This is a genomic window from Streptococcus sp. 1343, assembly GCF_013277355.1.
GTDB classification, from domain to species: domain Bacteria; phylum Bacillota; class Bacilli; order Lactobacillales; family Streptococcaceae; genus Streptococcus; species Streptococcus pseudopneumoniae.
This window is the reverse complement of the sequence record NZ_VMMT01000022.1, coordinates 23,859-46,181: the sequence shown is the minus strand read 5'-3', so window position 1 is coordinate 46,181 and position 22,323 is coordinate 23,859. Positions and strand designations below refer to the sequence as shown.

Here is a 22,323-nt window from a genome sequence, read left to right as displayed (position 1 = left end):
GATTTACCTCCTATATTATTTTGCAAAAGGCATTCCAAGGCCTGTAAGCAATGCACGTGACTCTTCGTCAGTGTTAGCAGTTGTCACGATAACGATGTCAAGACCACGAGTTTTGTCAACGTCATCAAAGTTGATTTCTGGGAAAATCAATTGTTCTTTCACACCAAGTGTGTAGTTTCCGCGTCCGTCAAATGATTTTGTTGGAACACCGTGGAAGTCACGTACACGTGGAAGTGAAACTGAAACCAATTTATCCAAGAATTCGTACATACGTTCACCACGAAGGGTAACTTTTGCACCGATCGCAACACCTTCACGAAGACGGAAGCCGGCGATTGATTTTTTAGCTTTAGTGATAAGTGGTTTTTGACCTGAGATAAGTGCCAATTCTTCAGCAGCTTTTTCAAGGCTTTTAGCGTTTGATACAGCTTCACCAACACCCATGTTCAAAACGATCTTATCTACTTTAGGCACAGCCATCACTGATGAGTAGTTAAATTGTTCTGTCAAAGCAGGAACTACTTCATTAAGATATTTTTCTTTTAAACGATTTGCCATTATACTTCTCCTTTCCTTCGTGATTAATCAAGCACTTCGCCTGATTTTTTGTTGTAGCGAACTTTTTTACCGTCTACAAATTTGTAACCAACACGACCAGCTACACCATTTTTGTCCAAAACTTGAACGTTTGATACGTGGATAGCTGCTTCTTTCTCGATGATACCACCTTGAGGAAGCTCGTTAGTTGGACGTTGGTGTTTCTTAACGATGTTAACACCTTCAACGATAACTTTGTTTACTTTTGGAAGGGCAGTAAGGACAACAGCTTCTGTTCCCTTATCTTTACCAGCGATTACGCGAACTTTGTCGCCTTTTTTTACAAACATTAGGTTTCTCCTTGATTTTTCTTACGCCCATAAGGGCACCCTAGCTTGAAGCTAGGGGACTAGTTTGTTTGTTTTTGCTCTTCGAAAATCAAAGCAATCCTTCGTCAGTTTCAACTCACCTAACTTAAGTTATGCTTTCGTTTTACTTCCTAGACTTGTTTTAATTTTCTTTGAGCAACCAATTAAAGTACTTCTGGAGCAAGTGACACGATCTTCATGAAGCCACCTTCACGCAATTCACGTGCGACTGGGCCAAAGATACGTGTTCCGCGAGGAGTTTTGTCTTCACGGATGATAACTGCTGCGTTTTCGTCAAATTTGATGTATGAACCATCAGCACGACGAGCACCTGATTTAGTACGAACGATAACTGCTTTAACAACGTCACCTTTTTTAACCGCACCACCAGGAGTAGCTTGTTTTACAGATGCCACGATAACATCACCGATGTTTGCAAATTTACGTCCTGAACCACCAAGAACTTTGATAGTCAAGATTTCGCGAGCACCGCTGTTGTCTGCGACTTTCAAACGAGTTTCTGTTTGAATCATTTCAGTTTTCTCCTTTCAGGTTTGATTAGATGATGACCGCTTCTTCAACAACTTCTACAAGACGGAAACGTTTTGTAGCTGAAAGCGGGCGAGTTTCCATGATACGTACGATATCGCCTTCTTTGGCAACATTGTTTTCATCATGAGCTTTATATTTTTTAGAGTAGTTAATACGTTTACCATAGACTGGGTGGTTACGTTTTGTTTCAACTACAACTGTGATTGTCTTGTCCATTTTGTCAGATACAACACGTCCAACAAGAACTTTACGATTATTGCGTTCCATTGAAATTTCTCCTTCCCTAGTCTATTATTTCGCTTCAGATTGAACTGTTTTGATACGAGCGATTTGTTTTTTAACTTCTTTCAAGCGAGCTGTTTGTTCCAATTGACCAGTAGCAGCTTGGAAACGAAGTTCAAACAATTCTTTTTTCAATTCGTTTTCGCGCTTCGCGAGTTCTTCTTGAGAAAGACCACGAAGTTCTTTAACAAATTCTTTTACTTCATTAAGTTTCATGCCTTCTCCTTATTCTGCTTCACGTTTTACGAATTTACATTTAACTGGCAATTTGTGGCTAGCAAGACGAAGCGCTTCGCGTGCGATCTCTTCAGATACACCAGCAATTTCGAACATCACTTTACCACGTTTAACTGGTGCTACCCAACCTTCAGGTGCCCCTTTACCAGATCCCATACGCACACCGATAGCTTTAGCAGTGTATGATTTGTGTGGGAAGATTTTAATCCAAACTTTACCACCACGTTTCATGTAACGAGTCATGGCGATACGAGCAGCTTCGATTTGGCGGTTAGTGATCCAGTGGCTAGTTGTAGCTTGAAGACCGTATTCACCGAATGCTACTTCTTTTCCACCTTTTGCTTCACCGCGCATTTTTCCACGGAATTCACGACGGTGTTTAACACGTTTAGGTACTAACATTGGTTATTTACCTCCTTTAGTGTTTTTGCGAGCTGGAAGAACTTCACCACGGTAAATCCATACTTTAACACCAAGTTTACCGTATGTAGTATCTGCTTCTTCCCAAGCGTAATCGATATCTGCACGAAGTGTGTGAAGTGGAACAGTTCCTTCAGAGTATCCTTCAGCACGGGCGATATCTGCACCGTTCAAGCGACCTGATACTTGAGTTTTAATTCCTTTAGCTCCAGCACGCATTGCACGTTGGATTGCTTGTTTTTGTGCACGACGGAAAGCAACACGTTGCTCCAATTGACGAGCAATTCCTTCACCTACAAGGTGAGCATCCAAATCAGGTTGTTTGATTTCGATGATGTTGATGTGTACTTGTTTTCCAGTCAATTTGTTAAGTTTTGCACGGAGTGCATCAACGTTAGCACCACCTTTACCGATAACCATACCTGGTTTAGCAGTGTGAAGTGAAACGTTAACTTTGTTTACTGCGCGTTCGATTTCGATAGTTGAAACTGCTGCGTCAGCAAGTTCTTTTTGAACGAATTTACGGATTGCAAGATCTTCATGAAGGTAATCCGCGTATTCTTTTTCAGCATACCATTTGGCATCCCAATCACGGATGATGCCGACACGCATACCAATTGGATGTACTTTTTGACCCACGATTTTACCTCCTTATTTTTCTGCAACAGCTACAGTGATGTGAGCTGTACGTTTGTTGATTGGTGAAGCTGAACCTTTCGCACGTGGACGGAAACGTTTCATAGTTGGTCCTTCGTTTGCGAATGCTTCAGAGACTACCAAGTTAGCTTTATCCAAACCAAAGTTGTTTTCAGCGTTAGCTACAGCTGAGTTCAAAACTTTCAAGATGATTTCAGCAGCTTTGTTTGGAGTGAATGTCAAGATTGCGATTGCATCGGCTACGCTTTTACCACGGATGTTATCAAGAACAAGACGTGATTTACGAGGTGAAACACGTACTGTACGAGCCATTGCTTTAGCTGAAGTAATTTCTGCCATTTATGTTCTCCTTATTTTCTACGTGTTTTCTTGTCGTCTGCAGCGTGACCTTTGTAAGTACGAGTTGGTGCAAATTCACCAAGTTTGTGACCTACCATGTCTTCTTGGATGTAAACAGGTACGTGTTTACGTCCGTCATAAACTGCGATAGTGTAACCAATGAAACTTGGGAAGATCGTTGAACGACGTGACCAAGTTTTAATAACTTTTTTCTTTTCGTCGTTAGCTTGAGCTTCAACTTTTTTCATCAAATGCTCATCGACGAAAGGTCCTTTTTTAAGACTGCGTCCCATTTTTATATTTTCTCCTTTAAATGTTGTACCACAGCGGCTTGCGCTCACATGGAGCGCTACCGAGCTGGCGGATTTACTAGTTGCTTAAGCGACTAGTTTAATATTATTTCTCGTTGCGACGACGAACGATAAGTTTGTCAGATTTCGCTTTCTTGTTACGAGTTTTAAGACCAAGAGCAGGTTTGCCCCATGGAGTAGATGGTGCTTTACGACCAACTGGTGCTTTACCTTCACCACCACCGTGTGGGTGATCGTTAGGGTTCATTACAGAACCACGAACTGTTGGGCGGATACCTTTCCAACGGCTACGTCCTGCTTTACCAAGGTTTACAAGTCCATGTTGTTCGTTTCCGACAACACCAACTGTAGCACGGCAAGTTCCAAGAATCATACGAACTTCACCTGATTGAAGACGAACAAGAACGTATTTACCTTCTTGACCCAATACTTGAGCAGATGCTCCAGCAGCACGTACCAATTCACCACCACGACCTGGTTTCAATTCGATGTTGTGGATCAAAGTACCAACTGGGATGTTAGCAAGTGGAAGAGCGTTTCCGACTTTGATATCTGCTTCTGGACCTGAAACGATACGTTGACCAACTTCAAGACCTTTTGGAGCGATGATGTATGCTTTCACACCGTCAGTGTAGTGTACAAGAGCGATGTTTGCAGAACGGTTTGGATCGTACTCGATTGTTTTAACAACTGCTTCAACGTTGTCTTTGTTACGTTTGAAGTCAACCAAGCGGTAGAAACGTTTGTGTCCACCACCTTGGTGACGAACTGTGATACGACCGTTGTTGTTACGACCAGCCTTGCTCTTCAATGCAACAAGCAATGATTTTTCAGGAGTGCTTGTTGTGATTTCAGCGAAATCCAAAGAAGTCATATTACGGCGACCGTTTGTTGTTGGTTTATAAACACGAATTCCCACGATATTTCCTCCTTAGATTATTCAGCTTCAGCAGCAAACAACTCGATTGCTTTAGAATCAGCTGTAAGTGTGATGATAGCTTTTTTAGTTTTGTTAGTAAAACCAGTGTAACGTCCAACACGTTTAGCTTTTGGTTTTACGTTGATTGTGTTAACATTGGCAACTTTAACACCTTCGAAAGCAGCTTCAACAGCTTGCTTGATCAAAAGCTTGTGTGCACGAGTGTCAACTTCAAATACATATTTGCCTGCTTCAAGTTGAGCCATTGAGCTTTCAGTGATGACAGGTTTTTTGATAACATCATACAAATTCATTATGCAAGAACCTCCTCGATTTTAGAGATAGCTGCTTGAGTAACAAGAAGTTTGTCACTATTTGCGATGTCAAGAACACTTGCAGTTGTAGCAGTCGCAACTTTCACGTTTGGAAGGTTACGAGCTGAGAGAGCTGCGAATTCGTTTCCTTCTTCAAGAATAACAAGGACTTTAGAATCGATGCTCAAAGCTGCAAGAACTTTTGCAAATTCAGCAGTTTTTGGAGCTGTAAATTCAAGAGAATCAACGGCTACAAATTTATTTTCAGCAACTTTTTCTGAGTAAACAGATTTAAGCGCAAGGCGACGAACTTTTTGAGGAAGTTTGTACGCATAGCTACGTGGAGTTGGTCCGAAGACGATTCCACCACCACGCCATTGTGGAGAGCGGATAGAACCTTGACGAGCACGTCCAGTTCCTTTTTGACGCCATGGTTTGCGTCCGCCACCTGAAACAGCTGAGCGGTTTTTAACTGCGTGAGTTCCTTGACGAAGGCTTGCGCGTTGGCTGATGATTACATCAAACACAACTGATTCATTTGGTTCGATACCAAAGATTGCATCGTTAAGAACAACTTCGCCCGCTTGTTTACCAGTTTGGTCGAATAATGTTACATTTGCCATTTTGACTGTATTCCCCTTTCCTTATTATTTACCAGCTTTAACTGCTGACTTGATAGTGATAAGAGATTTCTTAGCACCTGGTACGTTACCTTTGATAAGGATAACGTTCTTTTCTGGAACAACTTGTACAACTTCAAGGTTTTGAATTGTTACGCGGTCACCACCCATACGTCCTGCAAGGTTTTTACCTTTGAATACGCGGTTAGGTGCAACAGGCCCCATAGAACCTGGACGACGGTGGTAACGAGAACCGTGAGCCATTGGTCCACGTGATTGTCCGTGGCGTTTGATAACACCTTGGAAACCTTTACCTTTAGAAGTACCAGTTACATCAACAACATCTCCAGCTGCGAATGTTTCAACTGTAATTTCAGCACCAACTTCCAAGCCTTCAACGTTTTTGAATTCACGAATGAAGCGCTTAGGAGCCGTGTTAGCTTTCGCTACATGTCCTTTAGCAGGTTTGTTGCTCAATACTTCGCGTTTGTCACCAAAACCAACTTGGATAGCGTTGTATCCGTCTGTTTCAACAGTTTTAACTTGAAGAACAACGTTTGGAGTTGCTTCAATAACTGTTACAGGGATCAATTCGCCAGCTTCAGTGAAGATTTGAGTCATTCCCACTTTTTTCCCTAAGATTCCTTTTGTCATGAGAAAATAGTTCCTTTTCTATATTTTTTATTCAAAAAGTTTTTAACGAGCGTTTTTTATGCTCAAGTCTAAGATACAAAGGGCGTCAAACTCAAAGTGAAAATAGGAAACTGACACAGTGTCTAGCAGACACGAGGAAGTTTATCTTTTTCACACCGAATTTAGCCCGTGTTCAATTAGATTGAAACACCAGCCTCTGCTCTTTTATATTTTAGATTAAAGTTTGATTTCTACGTTTACACCACTTGGAAGATCCAATTTCATCAACGCATCAACTGTTTTTTGAGTTGGGTTAACGATATCGATCAAACGTTTGTGTGTACGCATTTCAAATTGTTCGCGAGAGTCTTTATATTTGTGAGTCGCACGAATGATTGTGTAGAGGCTACGTTCAGTTGGAAGTGGGATTGGCCCCGCAACTTGTGCACCTGTACGAGTAGCTGATTCTACGATTTTTGCAGCCGCTGTGTCAAGCGTACGGTGTTCGTAAGCTTTCAAACGGATACGAATTTTTTTGTTTGCCATCTTTTTCTCCTTTTCGTCTATTTAAGATAATAGGCTAGCTCCACAAGAAAACCGACGCGGTGTTGCGTGGCAATGCAACCGAGCGTGTCGCAACCTCTTGCATCAAAGCTAAAGCTGTAATTTACAGCACCATAATAGAATAACACAAAGCCCCTGCGATTGCAAGGGATTTGTTAGGTTTTTTCGTTTTTTTGGGATGAAATCGCTTTTGATGAAAAGTTTTACAAAAAATCAAGAAATAAAACAGCGAAAGCGTTGTCAAATTAAAAATAATAGAGTATAATAAGAGATGTAAATATAATTTAAAAAATAGGACAAATCAAAACAAAAACGGAAGGGGAGATGTTTTAAGAAAAAATTATTATACCTTCATTGAGAGGACTAATTTTAGTTCTCAAAAATATTGGTAGAATTTGTGGGAGTTTAGCAAGCTCTCGCCAATGAATGAAATTAGTTAAAATGTTGTAAATGGAACTATAAACTAGATTTTCTTCAATAAGATTGGAATGTGAGTAAGCTATGATTAGAAAAAAATTTTTATTAGCGATTATTGGGATTATTTTGCTATTTTTGGGGTATTGGGGCTGGAAAGTATATCAAGACAGTACAAGAGAAATTATTCCACTAGAGTCTTTACAAGTAACGGTAATAAAAACCGATAAAGATTATTCTATATCTGTTAAAGCAGATTTAGATAATTTTGAACAACTCTCAAATTATCAAGCAATACAAATAGGTAATGATGTCTATTTATATTTTATGAAAACGAAGTCAATTTTTAAAAAAAATACAGTAGATGCAGATTTATCAAATATCTTGGTTGGCGATATAAACCAAGCCATCAACAACATATATGTCGTTAGTGGCAATGATATTATCGTTAAATTTAATGATAGTAAGTATAATTACATCAATGTTTTGAAGTATACTGATAGAAAATTGTTGCTTCGTTTAAATTAAAAAGCGCATTACTTAATAAGAAAGGAAAAAATATGTTAAGAAAATTTAAATCATTAATATTTCTGTCTCTTGCTTCACTATCTCTTATTTCTGGGACTGCTGCATTCGCCGCACAAGGTTCATGGTTTTCTAATTTCCAATTTGACGTAAACGGTGTTTCAGGGGTAGGGACCTCTAATTCTTTTAATGAGGTAGGTCACTTTACTTTTAGAGTAATCCGAGCAGATGGTTCTTGGATTGGCTATAGTAATCACACAATAGGGCCTGATCAATCAGCTTCTAATAGTTACTGGGGGCAACCTGCTTTAGATAGACAGGGGCAAGTTATTATAAACAATAGATATTGGCATACGCCTTGGTTTAATTCATAAAAACTTTATGTGTCTGAATATTAGTACTTTTGGCTAATGTCTAACCCTTCAAAATAGCAAAAATCTATCAGTTGAGTTACATTAGTATTATTCTAAATAACTCAACTTTTATTTTTGGGAAAATATATTATATATCCATGGTGCTTAGTCAATTAAAAATAATAAAATCATACTGACATAAATTTGAACTATTTTAAAATTAACTAGTACCGTGATTCTACAGCAGGTTCTCATATTATTTTTAGATGTCATTGGAGAGTAAAAGGTATGTTGAAAATTTCAAATCTTGACAAAAAATATAAAGAAAAAATAGTTTTGAATTCAGTTACACTCAATATAGAAGACTCAAATAAAATTTATTCTTTAATAGGTGAAAGCGGAACAGGTAAATCAACATTGTTTAATATTTTATTTGGTTTAGATCAGGAGTATGAAGGAGAGTATACTTTATTCAAGCAAAACGCAAAAGAATATAGTTTGGATACATGGGCGCAGTTAAGAGAATCAAAGATAGGATTAGTTTTTCAAGATTATAAACTTTTGGAAGACTTTACTGTTTTTGAAAATTTAAAATTAGCAAGTAATGCACCGGATTCAGATATCGGAAGTATCATGAAAGAATTAGATATTTTTGATTTGAAATCTAAGTTTTGCTTTGAGTTAAGCGGAGGGCAAAAGCAGAGGGTAGCTCTTGCACGTGCAGCCATAAAAAAACCAAAGATTTTACTATTAGATGAACCTACAGGAAACTTAGATACTTCAACCAGCCAATTAGTTTTTAAATATCTACAAAAACTTAGAAATAGAGGGATTCTTATTTTCTATATCACTCATGATAGAGAGTTGGCTAATTTGGCAGATGTTGTATATGAGATAAAAGATAAAACAATTAAAGAAGTCAGGAGAACAGAGGAAAATATAAAGTTATCTGATAACTTCAACGAAAATACTCGAAAAATTCCCTTTAATTTTACTATAGATTATGTAAAATATAAGTCAATTCGAAATATGAAGAGGCAATTACTTCTAATAGTTCCTATGACTTTAATAATATCTATTTTTATACTAGGCTTTACTGCGTATCGTTCAGCTTCTTTACTTAGTTTTGAGAGTTTTTTTTCTGGAATAAGTGAAAGAGTCATAGTGGCATCTACTCAGCAACTCAATACAGATACAATAAAAGATTATAATGAAAATAATATACAAAGCCCTTATGATGGTAAGAGAATAGGTTTTTCGGATAAAGATAAACAACAAGTTGAATCTATTGATGGAATTGAGAAGGTAATTTTATTTAATCATGGTGTAAAATCTAATTATAACAATGCTTATAATAGTTTAAATTTAAATTTTTCTGAAAAAGATTTTTCTAGTAAAATAAGACAGTTTAACTATGGCCGGAATAAAATTTCTTCACTTTCATTCAATTTCCAAAAACTCGATGTTCCTAAATACTTTATTTCAGATTATAATTCTGAGAATATAATCCTGTTATCAGGTGACTATCCAAAGGATGACAGTAATGAAGTTTTAGTACCAGATACTTTTATTTTGCAACATTTAAATACTGAAGACTATCAAAAAGTTCTTAGAAAAGAAATTGATTTGGAAACAGCAAATATATACTCTAAGGAAAAAAAGAATGATAAAGTAATAATTAGCGGTGTTTATCAAACATATTATCAAAATAGTTTGAAATCAAATTATCCAATTTACTCATCTTATTTTGAAGAATCTAATCTTGAATATTTTTTAAGTCAAGAATCATATGAGCATCACAAACAAATATTATCGTTGACTCCTGAAACATCAAAGGCTAGTAAAGACATTGTAGATAGTTATGAAAATTATGTAAATGCTGTAGGGACGAGCAAAGATGGATTGTTAATAAAAATAACTGGTGATGTAGAGACTATTTCTAAAAATCTGCAAAAACTATTTCCTAAGTATCGATTAGCTTCCAGATATGATATGAGGTCAGGAACTTTTAGTGATATTTATGGTAGCTTAGTGAGAATATTGATAGTTGGTTCGACTGTAATTTCTCTGGTCATAGGATTAGTAGTTGCATTTTTAAATAAGGGATATATAATCAATAGATCAAAAGAGTTAGCTATTTTATATAGCTTAGGGTATAAGAAAAAGTATATTTTTTCAATAATATTTTTTGACAATATATTAATTTTTCTTTTATCTTTCTTTAGTGCAGTGCTAATAACTACAGGATTAAATTTAGTTTATCTCAGTAAGACTGTGTACTTCTCCTATTTTTCATCGTTATCATCATTATCAAATATGGGATATATTTTTGCACTTGTTATATTGATGATGTTAGTATCGGATATATGGGGGTTGAACACTGTTAAACAAAGGCAACTCCGGAAATTTTTGAATAATCAATTTTAACAATGTTAATCAAGAGTTTATTACATCAAATTTTGTGAACACTCTTTGATTTTAGCTAAAATATCTCATTGTCATGGATATTGGGAGGCTTTAAGATATTAAAAGAGAGGGAATTGAACTCAGTAATATCATTAATTTAATGAGCTAACTATTTGAATAGAAGATATGATTGAAATCATCAAAGCGATTCTCTATCCTATCTTCTATTTTTTTGCATAACAAACAGAGGGGGGCACCCCATTTTTTGAGATTTATGTTACTCTATAGATATAGTTAATTGAAACAAGAGCAGGACAGAAGAGACTCGTAAAAGGTATTGCAACTTGGTAATACCTTTTTGAGGTGCTTTTTGATATGAGCCCATGTTTTCTCAATAGGATTGTACTCAGATGAGTAGGGAGGAAGAGGTAAAAGTTCATGCGCCACCGGCAGACAAGCTGTCACCTTTTGATTTGGTGCGTCCTTTGGCACTACCAGATGGCGTTCTGAGGTGATATAAGGATCTGTTTCTAGCAAATTTACTGTAGTAGAATCTAAAGCTTGGTACAATTCTTGAGCAAAGGTTGATTTACCCGAAGCTCCATGACCGTATATTCCCAGTGTCCTGACTTTCCCCGTCTCGATCTCTGAGACTAGTTGGTCTACTAAGTCTTTTTCTTCATTCTCTCTTCACCTGTTCATAGCTTTCTTTTCCGTAATTGAGCTTGTCCCAAATCACTACTTGCCCACTTTTGAGCGATTTTTGCACATCGATAACTCGTTGGTTAGACGAACCTCGAAACTGGAGCATATGATTTCTCTTAATTCGATCATATCGTCCATCGACAAGAATGTCAATCAGTGACAAGAGTTCCAGTTTATCTGGAGTTTCCAACATCATTTCTTCCCAAGTGTAGCCGGTCCAGGACCAGATGTCCTTGTCTGGCAATTCCTTCCGAATCCGCTTAGCAAGTGGCAAGAGAATCCCAGTATTAAGAAAAGGCTCCCCTCCCAGCAAGGTCAAGCCTTGAACATAAGGTTGAGCGAGATCTTCCATGATCTGTTCTTCTAATTCTGCTGTATAGGGAATTCCGGCATTGAAGGACCAGGTGGCAACATTATAACATCCCTCGCAATGAAACATGCAACCTGATACATAGAGAGAGTTACGCACGCCTTCGCCATCCACAAAGTTAAAGGCCTTGTAGTCAATGATACGCCCTTGACTGAGTTCCTCGCTTTTCCATTCTTGTGGTTTTGGATTATTCATTCGCTACCTCTATCCAATAACGCTCCACACCATTACGAACGTCCTCAAGGAGCCCACCATTTGCTAAAATGACTGCTCTACTAGCAGAATTATTCACACTACAGGTCACCAGAGCTTTCTTGATATTCTTTTCCTTAGCAACTTTCAAGCCCTGACGGAGAGTCTCTTTTGCATAACCTTTGCCTCTTTCTGATGGACGGATGGAGTAGCCAATGTGGCCAGCATAATTCAGTAACCCCTCATTCAGTCTCAATCGCAGATTCAAAAATCCTAGAGCACGACCTACATCATCAAATGATACAAATTGAATAGAAGGAACACGATTTTCAGGCAAGTTTATTCCCATTTCTTTTTGCATATTTGTTTCCAACCATTCTTCATACACAAAGTTCTCCGTATCCCAAAATCCTCCATCATGGGCTGATTGGCTCTTTTCAAACTCTGTCATCATCTCTAAAACTGTTTCTTTATCTGCTAATCTTGGTCTTCGTAGTTCCATCCTTACCTCCCACTAAGAGAAAAGCGAGAGCTGACTCTCACTTTTATTTCTTCTTATTCTTATTTAAAAATTGTTCTCTGAGGTTGAGCAAGCGTTCTTTTTTACCAGCTCCACCTTTAGAGTGTTTCTAGTGATAACGGGTCACTTGTGCGCGCCCCTTATCGTCTAATTGATATTTTCCCATTTCATTTCTTTCTAATTTGTTACTTGATGTCCAGCTATTTTAATCGTTGAGCCATTCATATGTTTGACACGCGCTGCGATTTCCTTGTGACGGCCATTGACCATCGGTCTCGCTTGAGGATTCCCTAGATAGCCACAAGTTCGTTTAACAACGTCTACTGTTTTAGGGTCGCTATTGCCACAGTTTGGACAAGCAAATCCTCTTTCAGTTGGTTCAAAATCCCCTTCAAAGTCACACTTGTAGCAACGGTCAATCGGAGTATTGGTGCCTAGATAGCCTACACGGTCATAAGCATAATCCCAGACAGCTTCCAAGGCTTTAGGATTTTGCTGGAGAACTGGATACTCACAATAATGGATGAAACCACCTGACGCACCTGCTTCTGGATAGACTTTCTCAAAGTCCAATTTTTCAAACGGTGTTGGATTTTTACGAACATCGTAGTGGAAAGAGTTGGTGTAGTATTCCTTATCTGTAATATCAGGAATAGAACCGAACTTGTCTGTATCTAGTCGACAGAAACGGTCTGTCAAACTTTCAGACGGTGTTGAGTAGATAGAGAAATGATAACCGTATTGGTCTGACCACTCTTCTACACGGCGTTTCATATCGCGAATGATGTCTAGCGTGAATTCCTTGGCTTCTGGATTGTGTTCCCAGCTATTTCCAAAGAAGACGGTAGCCACTTCGTACAAACCGATGTAACCCAGCGAAACGGTTGCCCGACAATTCTTAAAGAGCTGGTCAACACTTTCTTCTTTACCTAGACGATGGCCAAAAGCACCGTACTGATAGAGGATAGGAGCATTGGCTGGTGTCGCCTCTTTAGTGCGTTCGACACGATAAACCAGAGCATCTTCAGCGATATTCATCCGCTCGTTGAAGATTTCCCAGAACTTATTCATGTCGCCCTCAGACTCGAGGGCAATACGAGGAAGGTTGACCGTCACAACACCTAAATTCATCCGACCTAAATTAACTTCTATACCATTCTCATCCTTCCATCCTTGAAGGAAAGAACGGCAGCCCATAGGAACCTTGAAAGAACCAGTCAACTCGATAATCTTATCGTAAGACAAGACGTCTGGATACATCCGTTTAGTTGCACATTCTAGAGTCAACTGCTTGATGTCATAGTTGGGAGTTCCTTCCTCTAAGTTGAGACCTCGTTTCAGAGTAAAAATGAGTTTAGGAAAGATAGCCGTACGATGTTCCGAACCAAGCCCCTTGATGCGAATGTTTAAAATAGCTTTTTGAATTTCCCGTTCGAAACGGCTAGTTCCTAAACCAAAACCGAGCGAAGTAAAAGGTGTTTGTCCATTTGAAGTGAAGAGGGTGTTGATTTCATACTCAAGAGATTGCATGGCATCGTAGATGTCCTTTTGCGTTTTCTTCCAAGCGTAATCTTCCCGTTTTTCAGGCAAGACCCACTCTTCTGCATCTTTGAGATGTTTTTGATAGTTCTTCTCTGCATAAGGCGCCAGGATTTCATCGATACGGTCAGCTGAACAGCCACCGTACTGGCTAGAAGCAACGTTGGCGATGATTTGAGAAATCTGTGCTGTCGCAGTCTGGATAGACTTGGGACTTTCTACCTCTGCATTTCCAATCTTAAAACCATTTTCCAACATCCCCTTGAAATCAATCAAACAGCAGTTGGTCATAGGTGTATAGGGGCTGTAGTCCAAATCGTGATAGTGGATATCCCCCTTTTGGTGGGCATTGGCTACGTGCTTAGGAAGCATTTGCAGTCCGATTGATTTTCCAACGATGCCCGCTGTCAAATCACGCTGGGTATTAAAGACATCGCTGTCTTTATTGGCATTTTCATTGACAACTGCCTGGTCTTTGTTGAGAAGTTTATGGATACTAAAGTTAATATCTGTCGCTTTTGAGCGCTCAAAATCCCTTTGTGTCCGATAAGTAATATACTCCTCAGCCAGCGCATATTCTTTGGCTTCAAGCAGTTCATGTTCTACAATATTTTGAATTTCATAAATCTTAACCCCCTGTGGAAAGCGACTATGAATTTCTGTGACAATTCGCTCAGTCAGAGCATTGAGGCGTTTTTCGACCAAGGGTGTCACATCCATAACCTTGTCTGCAGCCTTGTGGAGAGCCTTGTCAATCTTGTCCACATCAAATACAACACGTCTCCCATCTCGTTTCTCGACGAAGAGAGTTGGCAAAATTGTAATTTTTTCTTCTAGTGCAATCATATGCATGCTCTTTTCTAAAATGTTCTTTCTAAAAAGTATTATACCACTCTAAAAAGAAAAATCAATATCTTGTGTTAAAAATCCTAAAATTTTTAAAAATACACAAGATATTGATTTGGTTATTTAATTTTATAGACTTTAAACTCTGAGTAATCCGTCTTTACTGGTTGGTAATTTTCTTTTAAGAGTGTTTCCACTTCAGACCAGACTGGCACCTTGTCATTCACCACAATCACCTTGGGTTGTTTTTCTTTCAAGTCATTAAGTAACTTATTCCGATTTTCCTCAGTTGCTGTATAGTGCACAGGAGACAAAATCGCCGATGGCGACAAGCGCTCACTCTTACGATAAAGAGTTGCAGTATCATCCCATGCATAGATAGCATCTTCCGTATTTGTCTCCTCTTTTACCAAATCAGCAAGACGATTACGTTCTTGATAAGGTACTGGATAAAGGACAAACCTCATCAAAAAGGGAACAGTCAAGAGATAGACAAGCCCTAAAACTGGCAGATATAGATTTCCTTTGAAGAAACGACTCCATAGGCTAACTGGCGTTTCTCTTCGTCTTCTTCTAACACTACGCCCCCTCTGTTGACCCTTAATATTGGTTACCAATAAAAGTAGGAAAACAGGGAAGACGACCATCAAATAAGAAGCGTGCAGAGGCTCTTGTGAAAAGAAAAGCAAAATCAAACCTAAAATTGTCACAAGACTTGCAGGAACCGAAATGACGTATAGTTTAGAGGGCTTGGATTGAAAGAGACCTAAAAAGATACAAACCACAAATCCCAAACCAAGGGACAACAAGCCATAAAAAGCCATATTCTCTAAAATTTTAGAAGTGAAATCAAAGCGAATACTGTCAATAGGATAACGAATACCACTAATGGCATCCCCAAAACTTCCTGTTGCAACACTATAGTAGGCAGTTGGATAAAAGACAAGTGAAAAACCTAAAGCCACTGCAAGAAACTGATAAAACCCATGCACAAAGCGTCTATGCCCAAGGTTAAAGACCAACAAGCCTAAACTCACTACAGCAATAAACAGGAGCGATGACAAGGGAGCAAAGAAAAATCCGCCTGCCAAAGCTAGCCCAATCCGTACAAATCCCTTATCATGACTTGGATTGCTTAGATAAGTCGCAACTAAACTAAAGGCTGCAAATAAGAAAGGAAGCGCTAAAAGAGTCGCATAACCTCCACCAAAAGCAAGACCTGTAACTAGCATGTAAAAAATAGTCACCAGTTGTCCAGCTTGGTCTCCTTGCTCTGTCAAGGTGTCTGCCGATCGAAAGAGGAAAAATCCTCCTGCTACCAAGGCTAACCACTCAAAGATGGCAAAGAAAAATCCGCCCTGACTCACGTAAGTCAGCAAATAATAAAGCAAACCTTGACTTCCATAATAGTCGCTGTAAATCTTCCCTGTCTGATGAAGCGCCCAACCTGCATAAAAATCCTGCACTTCCTGTGCACTCATTAAGTCGAGTAATAGCGGTACTCCTAGAGTTATCCCCGTTACAAGCGTACTCCATAGTAAAATTTTCACCAAAGGAAGACGACTTGATTCACGATGATGCAATTCTTGTTTGATTTGGTATTCTAGAGGTTCACTATTCTCCTGATGAACTTCTTCTACTCTACCATACACACTCATATCGTTTCTCCTATTCAATTTATCTGTCTTAGTATATCAAAAAGTCCTAGGATTGTCAGCTTGCGATGGCTGTTTGAGTGATTTTTTGCATAGTTTCACAAAGGTTTCAATTTCCCGAAAGCGATGTAAATTCGTCTGTTTAAATGTTATGATATAATCCAATTCTTTCTGAGTCAGCATCGTCCCTCCCTATATCTTTCTATTCGTAAAAAGCAAGAAAAAGAGGACTCGGTCATTTCCTAAGTCCTAGATTTCTTATAAGATTGGGGCGAATAACTGGGCGATTTCTTTTACAAGTTTTTGATACCAGCTCGTTTTGATAGAATGAGGATAGACTTCCTGAGAATCTGCAAATATATTTTGAAAATCTCGGGCGATTTCCATTATAGAAGGAGTTTTATAGAGTAAGACTGCATTTTCATAATGGTGTACCAAGCTTCGGTAGTCGAGATTGATTGTCCCCACCACCGCAAAATCTTCGTCTACCAACATCTGCTTACTATGAATAAAACCTGGACTATACTCATAAATCCGAACACCAGCAGAAAGAAGGTCTGGATAAGCGCCTCTTGTGACTAACTGAATGAACTTCTTATCTGGTATGTAAGGGGTGATAATCCGAACATCGACTCCTCTCATAGCAGCATTTTTGATTGTCTCTGTTAAATCATAGTCCATAATCAAATAAGGTGTCGTAATATAGACCGATTCAGTTGCTTGATTGATCAAACTCTGATAAACCTTTTTCCCTACCTGCGTTCGAAAAATTGGCTTGGGCCCACTCCCGTATGGAATGGTTAAACCGTCACTTGGGATAGAATGATTTTCTAAATGATACTGATCAAAATCACTAATCTCTCCTCGATTAATGTACCAAGTGGTCAAAAATAAGCGTGTCAGAGCTTTTACTGCTAGTCCGTCCAAGCGAATTCCACTATCCTTCCAATAACCAAATCTCTCGACGTGGTTAATGTACTCATCTGCCAGATTGACCCCACCAGTATAGGCTATCTGACCATCAATAATCAATATTTTTCTATGATCTCTGTTATTATAGGCTACTGTCAAACGGGGAATAACTTTATTGAATTTATGGGCCTCGATGCCCAGCTGTCGAAGTCGATGAGCATAATCTCCTGTTAAAGTAGCCATACAGCCAATATCGTCATAGAGCAGTTTAACTTCAATGCCTTGAGCAACTTTTTCCTCCAAGATTTCTAGAATACTATTCCACATCAAACCTTCTTCTATAATGTAATATTCCAAGAAGATAAATTTCTCAGCCTTTTTGAGATCTTCTACCATCTTTTTCCACATCGCTTCTCCGATAGAAAAAAATGTAGAGTCAGTTTGATCATAGACATCGGCATTGGTATCCATACTCAACAAGGACTTGATGACGCCATAAGCTGCCTTGTCACTTTCTTTTAATTCCTCTTTTAGTAGCTGGCTATTTGCTTCTTGGAAATGCATGGAGCCTAGCTTCTTCAGTTGTTTGATTTCTTTTTTGGACAATCGCCTTTCCCCAAACATCAGATAGAGCAGGGGGCCAAATACTGGTACAAAGGCTACTAATAACCAGGTTACCTTATTCTCAGGAGTCGTATTACGGTTGACTATCGAAATGATTGTGATGATACTCAGTAGAATGAGGGCAGTAACCCATAAAATGGGAGCCATGCGCCCTAAATAAAGAAAGAGACCAAAAACCAGACAAAGTTCAAGTAGCATAATTGAAAGACTAAAGCCATACTTGGACATCAATAATTGAAATTTTCTATATTTCATATCCCCTCCTTGATATTTTGAATGCTAAAAACAAGTAATTGATACTAGTATAACTCAGCTATTCGACAGAAGGCAAGTATTTATGATTATTTTCTACTTGTATAGTCTTATTTAGTTAAAACGATTTGGTCCGATGGGTCTCTAGCCATATCGTCTACGACGATTTGATTACCGTTTACAGTGTAAATTTTGACATCATCACCAATAATCATGCGTTGATTTGCTGCATCAAATGTGACCTGTTTGACTTTCTGATCCCCGTCAGATTCGAGCTCAGTCCATGTACCAGTCGTTCCAGTTACCACTAAAGTGATACGGTCTCCGTCATCTTGGCCTGTATAAGTCCCATCAATATCAGTCGGTTGAGCCTCAGGTGCATTTTGTGAAGAACTTGTTGCTACCTGGTTTGTATTTTCTGTAGACGATGAAGCAGCAGGTTGTGATTGCTGAGTTTGTTATATTTGTGCTTGAGCTGCTGGTTGTTGAATCTGTTGAGCTCTTTGTGAACAAGCTACTACGAGACTAAGACTTGCTAGAGAAGCAAGAGAAAGTGTGAATCTTTTTAATTTCATGATGGATTTCCTTTCTACTACCAATTTAGAGAAATTTTCTCTAACCAGCAATTCCCCTAGTATAACAAGTTCAAAAAAGGTGGTCAATTTATCTGTTCATGCCCCAGCAGGTAGCCCCGTACTTCTGAGATAAAATAGAGAGACCCTGTAATGAATAACAAATCCTGAGCATCTGTTCTTTCTTCAAAATCGCTGATAAATTCTCGGTAAGAAGAAACTATATCGTAACCTGTCACATCCCTTTCGTCCAAAGCTCCCTGATAATCAAAGCCAGTTACCTTGAGTTCCACCTGAGGCAAATTCTCAGTCAGATAACCTAACATCCCTTGATAATCCTTCCGTTTCAAGGACCCAAAGAGGATTTGAGGACGATAGGCTTCCTGCTCTTTTTCTTTGATAAACTCAACCAAGCGAGTCAAGGCAGGGAGGTTATGAGCACCATCCAAGTAAATCTGTGGGCGAATACGCTCCAAGCGACCAGCCCAATGGGTCTGTTCCAAGGCCTTTCTTACAGCCTGTTCATCAATAGCTTCCTTTCTTTCTCCCATAAAAAGAAGAAAAGTTTGCAACGCCAAGGCCGCATTCTCCTGCTGATAGGCTCCTTCTAAGCCTATGTTCAGCTGTGAAAGATTTAGTAAAGAGCTTGAAAAATCACCATTCAGCACTGAAAAATCTTGACCTGCCTGATAAAGGTCAACAGCTAAAGATTCGGCTTTTTTCTGACAGACAAGTCTAGCTTCTGGAGGCAATTTCGCAATCACTGCCTTTTTACCAGCCTTGAAAATACCAGCTTTCTGCTCTGCAATTGCTTCTAGACTATCACCCAAGGTTTCTTGATGGTCAAGCCCAATGGAGCTGATGACAGCAATCTCTCCAGTTACCACATTGGTCGTGTCAAGTAAGCCGCCAATTCCCACTTCTAGTAAAACCAAATCCACTTCTTGCTCCCTAAAATAGAGAAAAGCAAGCAAGGTCAGCAACTCAAAAAAAGACAACTGGTCATGAGTTTGCAGAAGCGTTTTCTCCATCTCCTTGACCTGATTAGCCAAACGGATGAAGTCTGCATCAGCTATTGGTTGCCCGTTAATACAGATTCGATCATTGATGGATACGATATGAGGGGAGGTAAATGTTGCAACTTTTTTGCCATGCCCCATAAATAACTCCCTCATAAAAGCAATGGTAGAACCTTTCCCATTAGTCCCTGTTACGTGGATAATAGGGTAAGACTGCTCAGGATTTCCTAACAAATCCACCGCTTGTTGCATTCGGCTCAAGCCTGATCGAAAATTCAAACCAATCCGACTATAAAGCCATTCTCCTACTTCAAACATACACATCTCCTTGACAAAAGTCTAATCAATTATCTAGCAAAATTCCGTAGATAACAAAAAATGAGGTCAGGATTTTCGTCCCGACCTCTCACCTGGTTAGCTAATCACTAACAACTATGAATATTAACTTGGGCTAAAACATCCACTGGATGTTCCAACTCTTCTAATTTTCAGGAGTTGGGCTGATACAGTCTCCCAGACTGTATCACTCCTCCATAAAACTATTAAAGACTTCTTCAATCATGTTCCATTCGTCTTCTGAGTCTTCTGGGATTGGTTGCAATTCGCCTTCTGTTCCATCTTCGTTTTCGATGAATGAGTAAGCTTGGATTTCAACTTGTCCGTCTTCGTCTTCTTCTGCGTTAACTGGTACTAGAAGAACATAGTTTTTACCAAATTCTTCTTTTCCATCAATTGTCAAAAGGATTTCAAACAAGGTTTCATTTCCTTGCTCATCTACTAGTGTGATTAGTTCACGTTCTTCGTGGTCGTGGTTATGATCGTGTGACATATCCTCTCCTTTATATTAAAATTTTCTATCTAAATAATTTTGTAAAATCAGCTGAGCTGCTAACTTATCAATGACTTTCTTGCGCTTATTGCGACTGATATCTGCTTGTTCAATCAACATACGCTCAGCAGCCACTGTTGTCAAGCGTTCATCCTGATAGTCTACTGGTAAACCAAAAAACTCTTCTAGCTTTGCTCCGTAGGCTTGACTAGCTTCTACGCGCGGTCCGCTTGTATTGTTCATGTTTTTAGGCAGGCCCACTACAAATCGTTCCACCTTGTAAGTATCAACCAGCTCCTTAACGCGGTCAAAACCAAATTGGCCTTGCTCCTCATTGATTTGGATGATTTCAAGCCCTTGAGCTGTAAAACCGAGCGGATCGCTAATGGCCACCCCTACCGTTTTTGAACCGACGTCCAATCCCATAATTCTCATAGGTTATAGATCGACTCCTTGTCCTTTAAGGTAGTAGCGGACCAATTCCTCAACGATTTCATCACGCTCATACTTACGGATTTGATTTCGTGCATTATTATAACGAGGAACATAGGCAGGGTCTCCACTCAATACGTAACCTACGATTTGGTTGATTGGGTTGTAGCCCTTATCGTTCAACGAAGCATAGACATCAGTCAAAGTTTCGCTAATTTCTTTTTTATTGGAATCGTCCAATTTAAAACGTACTGTTTCTTCAGTAAATCCCATTCTAACACCCTCTTTCCTTAGAATAGTACCATTATAGCATAATTCCTTACCTTCTACAATTCAGGCAGTTTATTTATTTGGATTTTCTATTGTTCTGTCGCACCATTTGCCAATCTGTCTGAAATATATTTGCTTGGTTCATTCTTCAAAAGATTTTCTAAGCCAATATTCTTCAAATATTCTAACTGAGAAGCCTTCTTGACATCCAAAACTTGAAAATCAAAACCAGTCGTTGTTTGAAGTTCTGTTGCACTCAATAGTTTTGTTTCAAGCTTAAATCCTGCTAATTTACGAGCTTCTATGATGGAGTCGTCTTTCTCTTCCGCCTCGAGAAGAGCTTTTTGAGTTTCCTCCACTCCATGTTGGTCAATGTAGGTCTTCAGCTCATCTGAGACTGGACGCTTTTGTTGGATAGTTAGACTCAAAAAAATCTTGTCTTTGTAAGTAATGGTTTGGGTCTGCTGGCTACCATCATCTGACTTGGGCAAGACCAAAGTCTTGGTTACAACTGTATTCTTCTCAGCATTTTCAATAACTGGCAATGCCGACTGAAGCGTATCTTTTTCTGTTTTTGTAGCTGGTCCAGTTTCTTTTTTCTGTCCGCAACCAACCAGGACAAAAAGGAAAGCTAGACTAACAAGAACTATTTTTTTCATTTCTTTCTTCTTTCTTTTTGAAATTAAAATAGAATAAGACTGGGAATTGCTCCCAGCCTTGATGTTTATAGAGCTGCACGCAAACGTGCTTCTGCATTTTCTACATTACGGACAGAGCGTGGTAGGAAGGCACGAATATCGTCTTCCTTATAGCCAACTTGCAGACGTTTTTCATCTATAAGGATTGGGCTCTTTAAAATTCTAGGTGTTTCCATAATCAGATTGAGGACTTCGTTAACACTCAAATCTTCAATATCCACTCCAAGGGCTTTGGCATAGCGATTTTTAGATGAGACGATACTGGCTATTCCGTTATCTGTTTTGGTTAGAATATCCAGTAATTCTTCTCGCGTAATTCCTTCTTTACCAAGGTTTTGTTCTTTATAACTTAACTGGTGGGCATTAAGCCAGGTTTTTGCTTTTTTACAGCTAGTACAACTTGAGACTGTATAAATTTTAATCATGTACCTACCCCT

General features: G+C 38.9%; 28 protein-coding genes and 3 pseudogenes. 3 read left to right on the top strand and 28 right to left on the bottom strand.

The window, feature by feature from the left end; genetic code table 11:
• Positions 1-15 precede the first annotated feature (15 nt).
• The 14 genes from rplE to rpsJ form a co-directional block, all read right to left on the bottom strand.
• Positions 16-558, bottom strand: coding sequence for a 50S ribosomal protein L5 (rplE, locus tag HT709_RS03475; RefSeq protein WP_000013542.1), 543 nt, complete (start codon positions 556-558; stop codon positions 16-18).
• Between the two features lie 23 nt (positions 559-581).
• Positions 582-887, bottom strand: a complete 306-nt coding sequence (gene rplX / locus HT709_RS03470) for a 50S ribosomal protein L24 (protein WP_000497691.1) — start codon at positions 885-887, stop codon at positions 582-584.
• 182 nt (positions 888-1,069) lie between these two features.
• Positions 1,070-1,438: a 50S ribosomal protein L14 gene (rplN, locus tag HT709_RS03465; protein ID WP_000616545.1), complete on the bottom strand. Its 369-nt coding sequence runs from the start codon at positions 1,436-1,438 to the stop codon at positions 1,070-1,072.
• Between the two features lie 25 nt (positions 1,439-1,463).
• Positions 1,464-1,724, bottom strand: coding sequence for a 30S ribosomal protein S17 (gene rpsQ / locus HT709_RS03460; protein WP_000440801.1), 261 nt, complete (start codon positions 1,722-1,724; stop codon positions 1,464-1,466).
• Positions 1,725-1,748: 24 nt separating this feature from the next.
• Entirely contained in the window at positions 1,749-1,955 is a 207-nt protein-coding gene (gene rpmC / locus HT709_RS03455) for a 50S ribosomal protein L29 (RefSeq protein WP_000772918.1), read from the bottom strand.
• Between the two features lie 9 nt (positions 1,956-1,964).
• Complete coding sequence (gene rplP / locus HT709_RS03450) at positions 1,965-2,378, bottom strand: 50S ribosomal protein L16 (RefSeq protein WP_000960946.1); 414 nt, start codon at positions 2,376-2,378, stop codon at positions 1,965-1,967.
• A 3-nt stretch (positions 2,379-2,381) separates the two neighbouring features.
• Positions 2,382-3,035: a 30S ribosomal protein S3 gene (gene rpsC / locus HT709_RS03445; protein WP_000529936.1), complete on the bottom strand. Its 654-nt coding sequence runs from the start codon at positions 3,033-3,035 to the stop codon at positions 2,382-2,384.
• Positions 3,036-3,047: 12 nt separating this feature from the next.
• A complete protein-coding gene (gene rplV, locus HT709_RS03440; protein ID WP_000818137.1) occupies positions 3,048-3,392 on the bottom strand; it encodes a 50S ribosomal protein L22 in 345 nt (114 codons plus the stop codon).
• Positions 3,393-3,403: 11 nt separating this feature from the next.
• Entirely contained in the window at positions 3,404-3,685 is a 282-nt protein-coding gene (rpsS, locus tag HT709_RS03435) for a 30S ribosomal protein S19 (RefSeq protein WP_000533766.1), read from the bottom strand.
• Between the two features lie 103 nt (positions 3,686-3,788).
• Positions 3,789-4,622 (bottom strand): 50S ribosomal protein L2, encoded by an 834-nt coding sequence (rplB, locus tag HT709_RS03430; RefSeq protein WP_000512910.1) that lies wholly within the window; start codon positions 4,620-4,622, stop codon positions 3,789-3,791.
• 17 nt (positions 4,623-4,639) lie between these two features.
• Positions 4,640-4,936, bottom strand: coding sequence for a 50S ribosomal protein L23 (locus tag HT709_RS03425; protein WP_001055347.1), 297 nt, complete (start codon positions 4,934-4,936; stop codon positions 4,640-4,642).
• Entirely contained in the window at positions 4,936-5,559 is a 624-nt protein-coding gene (rplD, locus tag HT709_RS03420) for a 50S ribosomal protein L4 (protein ID WP_000024547.1), read from the bottom strand. Before rplD ends, HT709_RS03425 begins: the two co-directional genes overlap by 1 nt.
• Positions 5,560-5,583: 24 nt before the next feature.
• Entirely contained in the window at positions 5,584-6,210 is a 627-nt protein-coding gene (gene rplC, locus HT709_RS03415) for a 50S ribosomal protein L3 (RefSeq protein WP_000160201.1), read from the bottom strand.
• Positions 6,211-6,426: 216 nt separating this feature from the next.
• Positions 6,427-6,735, bottom strand: a complete 309-nt coding sequence (rpsJ, locus tag HT709_RS03410; protein WP_001284513.1) for a 30S ribosomal protein S10 — start codon at positions 6,733-6,735, stop codon at positions 6,427-6,429.
• Between the two features lie 519 nt (positions 6,736-7,254).
• Here rpsJ and HT709_RS03405 point away from each other — a divergent pair.
• The 3 genes from HT709_RS03405 to HT709_RS03395 all read left to right on the top strand — a co-directional run bounded on the left by HT709_RS03405 (position 7,255) and on the right by HT709_RS03395 (position 10,472).
• Positions 7,255-7,695 (top strand): hypothetical protein, encoded by a 441-nt coding sequence (locus tag HT709_RS03405; RefSeq protein WP_100104104.1) that lies wholly within the window; start codon positions 7,255-7,257, stop codon positions 7,693-7,695.
• Positions 7,696-7,727: 32 nt separating this feature from the next.
• Positions 7,728-8,066: a hypothetical protein gene (locus HT709_RS03400; RefSeq protein WP_100104105.1), complete on the top strand. Its 339-nt coding sequence runs from the start codon at positions 7,728-7,730 to the stop codon at positions 8,064-8,066.
• 267 nt (positions 8,067-8,333) lie between these two features.
• Positions 8,334-10,472: an ATP-binding cassette domain-containing protein gene (locus HT709_RS03395; RefSeq protein WP_172925522.1), complete on the top strand. Its 2,139-nt coding sequence runs from the start codon at positions 8,334-8,336 to the stop codon at positions 10,470-10,472.
• Between the two features lie 273 nt (positions 10,473-10,745).
• Here the strand turns inward: HT709_RS03395 and HT709_RS03390 are convergent.
• The 14 genes and pseudogenes from HT709_RS03390 to spx all read right to left on the bottom strand — a co-directional run.
• Positions 10,746-10,892 (bottom strand): annotated as a pseudogene (locus HT709_RS03390) (transposase); the annotation flags it as partial.
• Positions 10,884-11,096 (bottom strand): annotated as a pseudogene (locus HT709_RS03385) (phosphoribulokinase); the annotation flags it as partial. The pseudogenes HT709_RS03385 and HT709_RS03390, both read right to left, overlap by 9 nt.
• A 34-nt stretch (positions 11,097-11,130) precedes the next feature.
• Positions 11,131-11,721 (bottom strand): anaerobic ribonucleoside-triphosphate reductase activating protein, encoded by a 591-nt coding sequence (nrdG, locus tag HT709_RS03380; protein WP_172925521.1) that lies wholly within the window; start codon positions 11,719-11,721, stop codon positions 11,131-11,133.
• Positions 11,714-12,220, bottom strand: a complete 507-nt coding sequence (locus tag HT709_RS03375) for a GNAT family N-acetyltransferase (protein ID WP_100104337.1) — start codon at positions 12,218-12,220, stop codon at positions 11,714-11,716. Before HT709_RS03375 ends, nrdG begins: the two co-directional genes overlap by 8 nt.
• Before the next feature lie 195 nt (positions 12,221-12,415).
• Positions 12,416-14,623 carry an anaerobic ribonucleoside-triphosphate reductase gene (gene nrdD / locus HT709_RS03370; protein WP_172925520.1) on the bottom strand — a complete coding sequence of 736 codons (2,208 nt, stop codon included), beginning with the start codon at positions 14,621-14,623 and terminating at the stop codon, positions 12,416-12,418.
• Positions 14,624-14,742: 119 nt separating this feature from the next.
• Positions 14,743-16,281, bottom strand: coding sequence for a damage-inducible protein CinA (locus tag HT709_RS03365; RefSeq protein WP_172925519.1), 1,539 nt, complete (start codon positions 16,279-16,281; stop codon positions 14,743-14,745).
• Positions 16,282-16,536: 255 nt separating this feature from the next.
• Positions 16,537-18,069, bottom strand: a complete 1,533-nt coding sequence (gene cls, locus HT709_RS03360) for a cardiolipin synthase (RefSeq protein WP_172925518.1) — start codon at positions 18,067-18,069, stop codon at positions 16,537-16,539.
• A gap of 107 nt (positions 18,070-18,176) precedes the next feature.
• Positions 18,177-18,641, bottom strand: a pseudogene (locus tag HT709_RS03355) (SP_0198 family lipoprotein).
• An 83-nt stretch (positions 18,642-18,724) separates the two neighbouring features.
• Positions 18,725-19,975: a folylpolyglutamate synthase/dihydrofolate synthase family protein gene (locus HT709_RS03350; RefSeq protein ID WP_000464366.1), complete on the bottom strand. Its 1,251-nt coding sequence runs from the start codon at positions 19,973-19,975 to the stop codon at positions 18,725-18,727.
• Positions 19,976-20,180: 205 nt separating this feature from the next.
• Positions 20,181-20,486: a DUF1292 domain-containing protein gene (locus HT709_RS03345; RefSeq protein ID WP_000017620.1), complete on the bottom strand. Its 306-nt coding sequence runs from the start codon at positions 20,484-20,486 to the stop codon at positions 20,181-20,183.
• A gap of 15 nt (positions 20,487-20,501) precedes the next feature.
• Positions 20,502-20,921 (bottom strand): Holliday junction resolvase RuvX, encoded by a 420-nt coding sequence (ruvX, locus tag HT709_RS03340; protein WP_001808830.1) that lies wholly within the window; start codon positions 20,919-20,921, stop codon positions 20,502-20,504.
• A gap of 3 nt (positions 20,922-20,924) precedes the next feature.
• Positions 20,925-21,191, bottom strand: coding sequence for an IreB family regulatory phosphoprotein (locus HT709_RS03335; RefSeq protein WP_000507059.1), 267 nt, complete (start codon positions 21,189-21,191; stop codon positions 20,925-20,927).
• 86 nt (positions 21,192-21,277) lie between these two features.
• On the bottom strand, positions 21,278-21,847 hold the full coding sequence (locus HT709_RS03330; RefSeq protein WP_000725131.1) for an SP0191 family lipoprotein: 570 nt from the start codon (positions 21,845-21,847) through the stop codon (positions 21,278-21,280).
• A 65-nt stretch (positions 21,848-21,912) separates the two neighbouring features.
• On the bottom strand, positions 21,913-22,311 hold the full coding sequence (gene spx / locus HT709_RS03325) for a transcriptional regulator Spx (protein ID WP_172925517.1): 399 nt from the start codon (positions 22,309-22,311) through the stop codon (positions 21,913-21,915).
• Positions 22,312-22,323 lie beyond the last annotated feature (12 nt).

Excerpts from the sequence above, each read along its gene's own strand:
- rplP (WP_000960946.1), bottom strand. The coding sequence starts at position 2,378 with ATGTTAGTACCTAAACGTGTTAAACACCGTCGTGAATTCCGTGGAAAA.
- HT709_RS03330 (WP_000725131.1), bottom strand. The coding sequence starts at position 21,847 with ATGAAAAAAATAGTTCTTGTTAGTCTAGCTTTCCTTTTTGTCCTGGTT.
- rpsS (WP_000533766.1), bottom strand. The coding sequence starts at position 3,685 with ATGGGACGCAGTCTTAAAAAAGGACCTTTCGTCGATGAGCATTTGATG.
- HT709_RS03335 (WP_000507059.1), bottom strand. The coding sequence starts at position 21,191 with ATGGGATTTACTGAAGAAACAGTACGTTTTAAATTGGACGATTCCAAT.
- HT709_RS03425 (WP_001055347.1), bottom strand. The coding sequence starts at position 4,936 with ATGAATTTGTATGATGTTATCAAAAAACCTGTCATCACTGAAAGCTCA.
- rplN (WP_000616545.1), bottom strand. The coding sequence starts at position 1,438 with ATGATTCAAACAGAAACTCGTTTGAAAGTCGCAGACAACAGCGGTGCT.
- HT709_RS03395 (WP_172925522.1), top strand. The coding sequence starts at position 8,334 with ATGTTGAAAATTTCAAATCTTGACAAAAAATATAAAGAAAAAATAGTT.
- HT709_RS03345 (WP_000017620.1), bottom strand. The coding sequence starts at position 20,486 with ATGTCACACGATCATAACCACGACCACGAAGAACGTGAACTAATCACA.
- rplX (WP_000497691.1), bottom strand. The coding sequence starts at position 887 with ATGTTTGTAAAAAAAGGCGACAAAGTTCGCGTAATCGCTGGTAAAGAT.
- rplE (WP_000013542.1), bottom strand. The coding sequence starts at position 558 with ATGGCAAATCGTTTAAAAGAAAAATATCTTAATGAAGTAGTTCCTGCT.
- rpsJ (WP_001284513.1), bottom strand. The coding sequence starts at position 6,735 with ATGGCAAACAAAAAAATTCGTATCCGTTTGAAAGCTTACGAACACCGT.
- HT709_RS03350 (WP_000464366.1), bottom strand. The coding sequence starts at position 19,975 with ATGTTTGAAGTAGGAGAATGGCTTTATAGTCGGATTGGTTTGAATTTT.
- nrdD (WP_172925520.1), bottom strand. The coding sequence starts at position 14,623 with ATGATTGCACTAGAAGAAAAAATTACAATTTTGCCAACTCTCTTCGTC.
- HT709_RS03365 (WP_172925519.1), bottom strand. The coding sequence starts at position 16,281 with ATGAGTGTGTATGGTAGAGTAGAAGAAGTTCATCAGGAGAATAGTGAA.
- rpmC (WP_000772918.1), bottom strand. The coding sequence starts at position 1,955 with ATGAAACTTAATGAAGTAAAAGAATTTGTTAAAGAACTTCGTGGTCTT.
- cls (WP_172925518.1), bottom strand. The coding sequence starts at position 18,069 with ATGAAATATAGAAAATTTCAATTATTGATGTCCAAGTATGGCTTTAGT.
- nrdG (WP_172925521.1), bottom strand. The coding sequence starts at position 11,721 with ATGAATAATCCAAAACCACAAGAATGGAAAAGCGAGGAACTCAGTCAA.
- rplC (WP_000160201.1), bottom strand. The coding sequence starts at position 6,210 with ATGACAAAAGGAATCTTAGGGAAAAAAGTGGGAATGACTCAAATCTTC.
- spx (WP_172925517.1), bottom strand. The coding sequence starts at position 22,311 with ATGATTAAAATTTATACAGTCTCAAGTTGTACTAGCTGTAAAAAAGCA.
- ruvX (WP_001808830.1), bottom strand. The coding sequence starts at position 20,921 with ATGAGAATTATGGGATTGGACGTCGGTTCAAAAACGGTAGGGGTGGCC.
- rplD (WP_000024547.1), bottom strand. The coding sequence starts at position 5,559 with ATGGCAAATGTAACATTATTCGACCAAACTGGTAAACAAGCGGGCGAA.
- HT709_RS03405 (WP_100104104.1), top strand. The coding sequence starts at position 7,255 with ATGATTAGAAAAAAATTTTTATTAGCGATTATTGGGATTATTTTGCTA.
- HT709_RS03400 (WP_100104105.1), top strand. The coding sequence starts at position 7,728 with ATGTTAAGAAAATTTAAATCATTAATATTTCTGTCTCTTGCTTCACTA.
- rplV (WP_000818137.1), bottom strand. The coding sequence starts at position 3,392 with ATGGCAGAAATTACTTCAGCTAAAGCAATGGCTCGTACAGTACGTGTT.
- HT709_RS03375 (WP_100104337.1), bottom strand. The coding sequence starts at position 12,220 with ATGGAACTACGAAGACCAAGATTAGCAGATAAAGAAACAGTTTTAGAG.
- rpsQ (WP_000440801.1), bottom strand. The coding sequence starts at position 1,724 with ATGGAACGCAATAATCGTAAAGTTCTTGTTGGACGTGTTGTATCTGAC.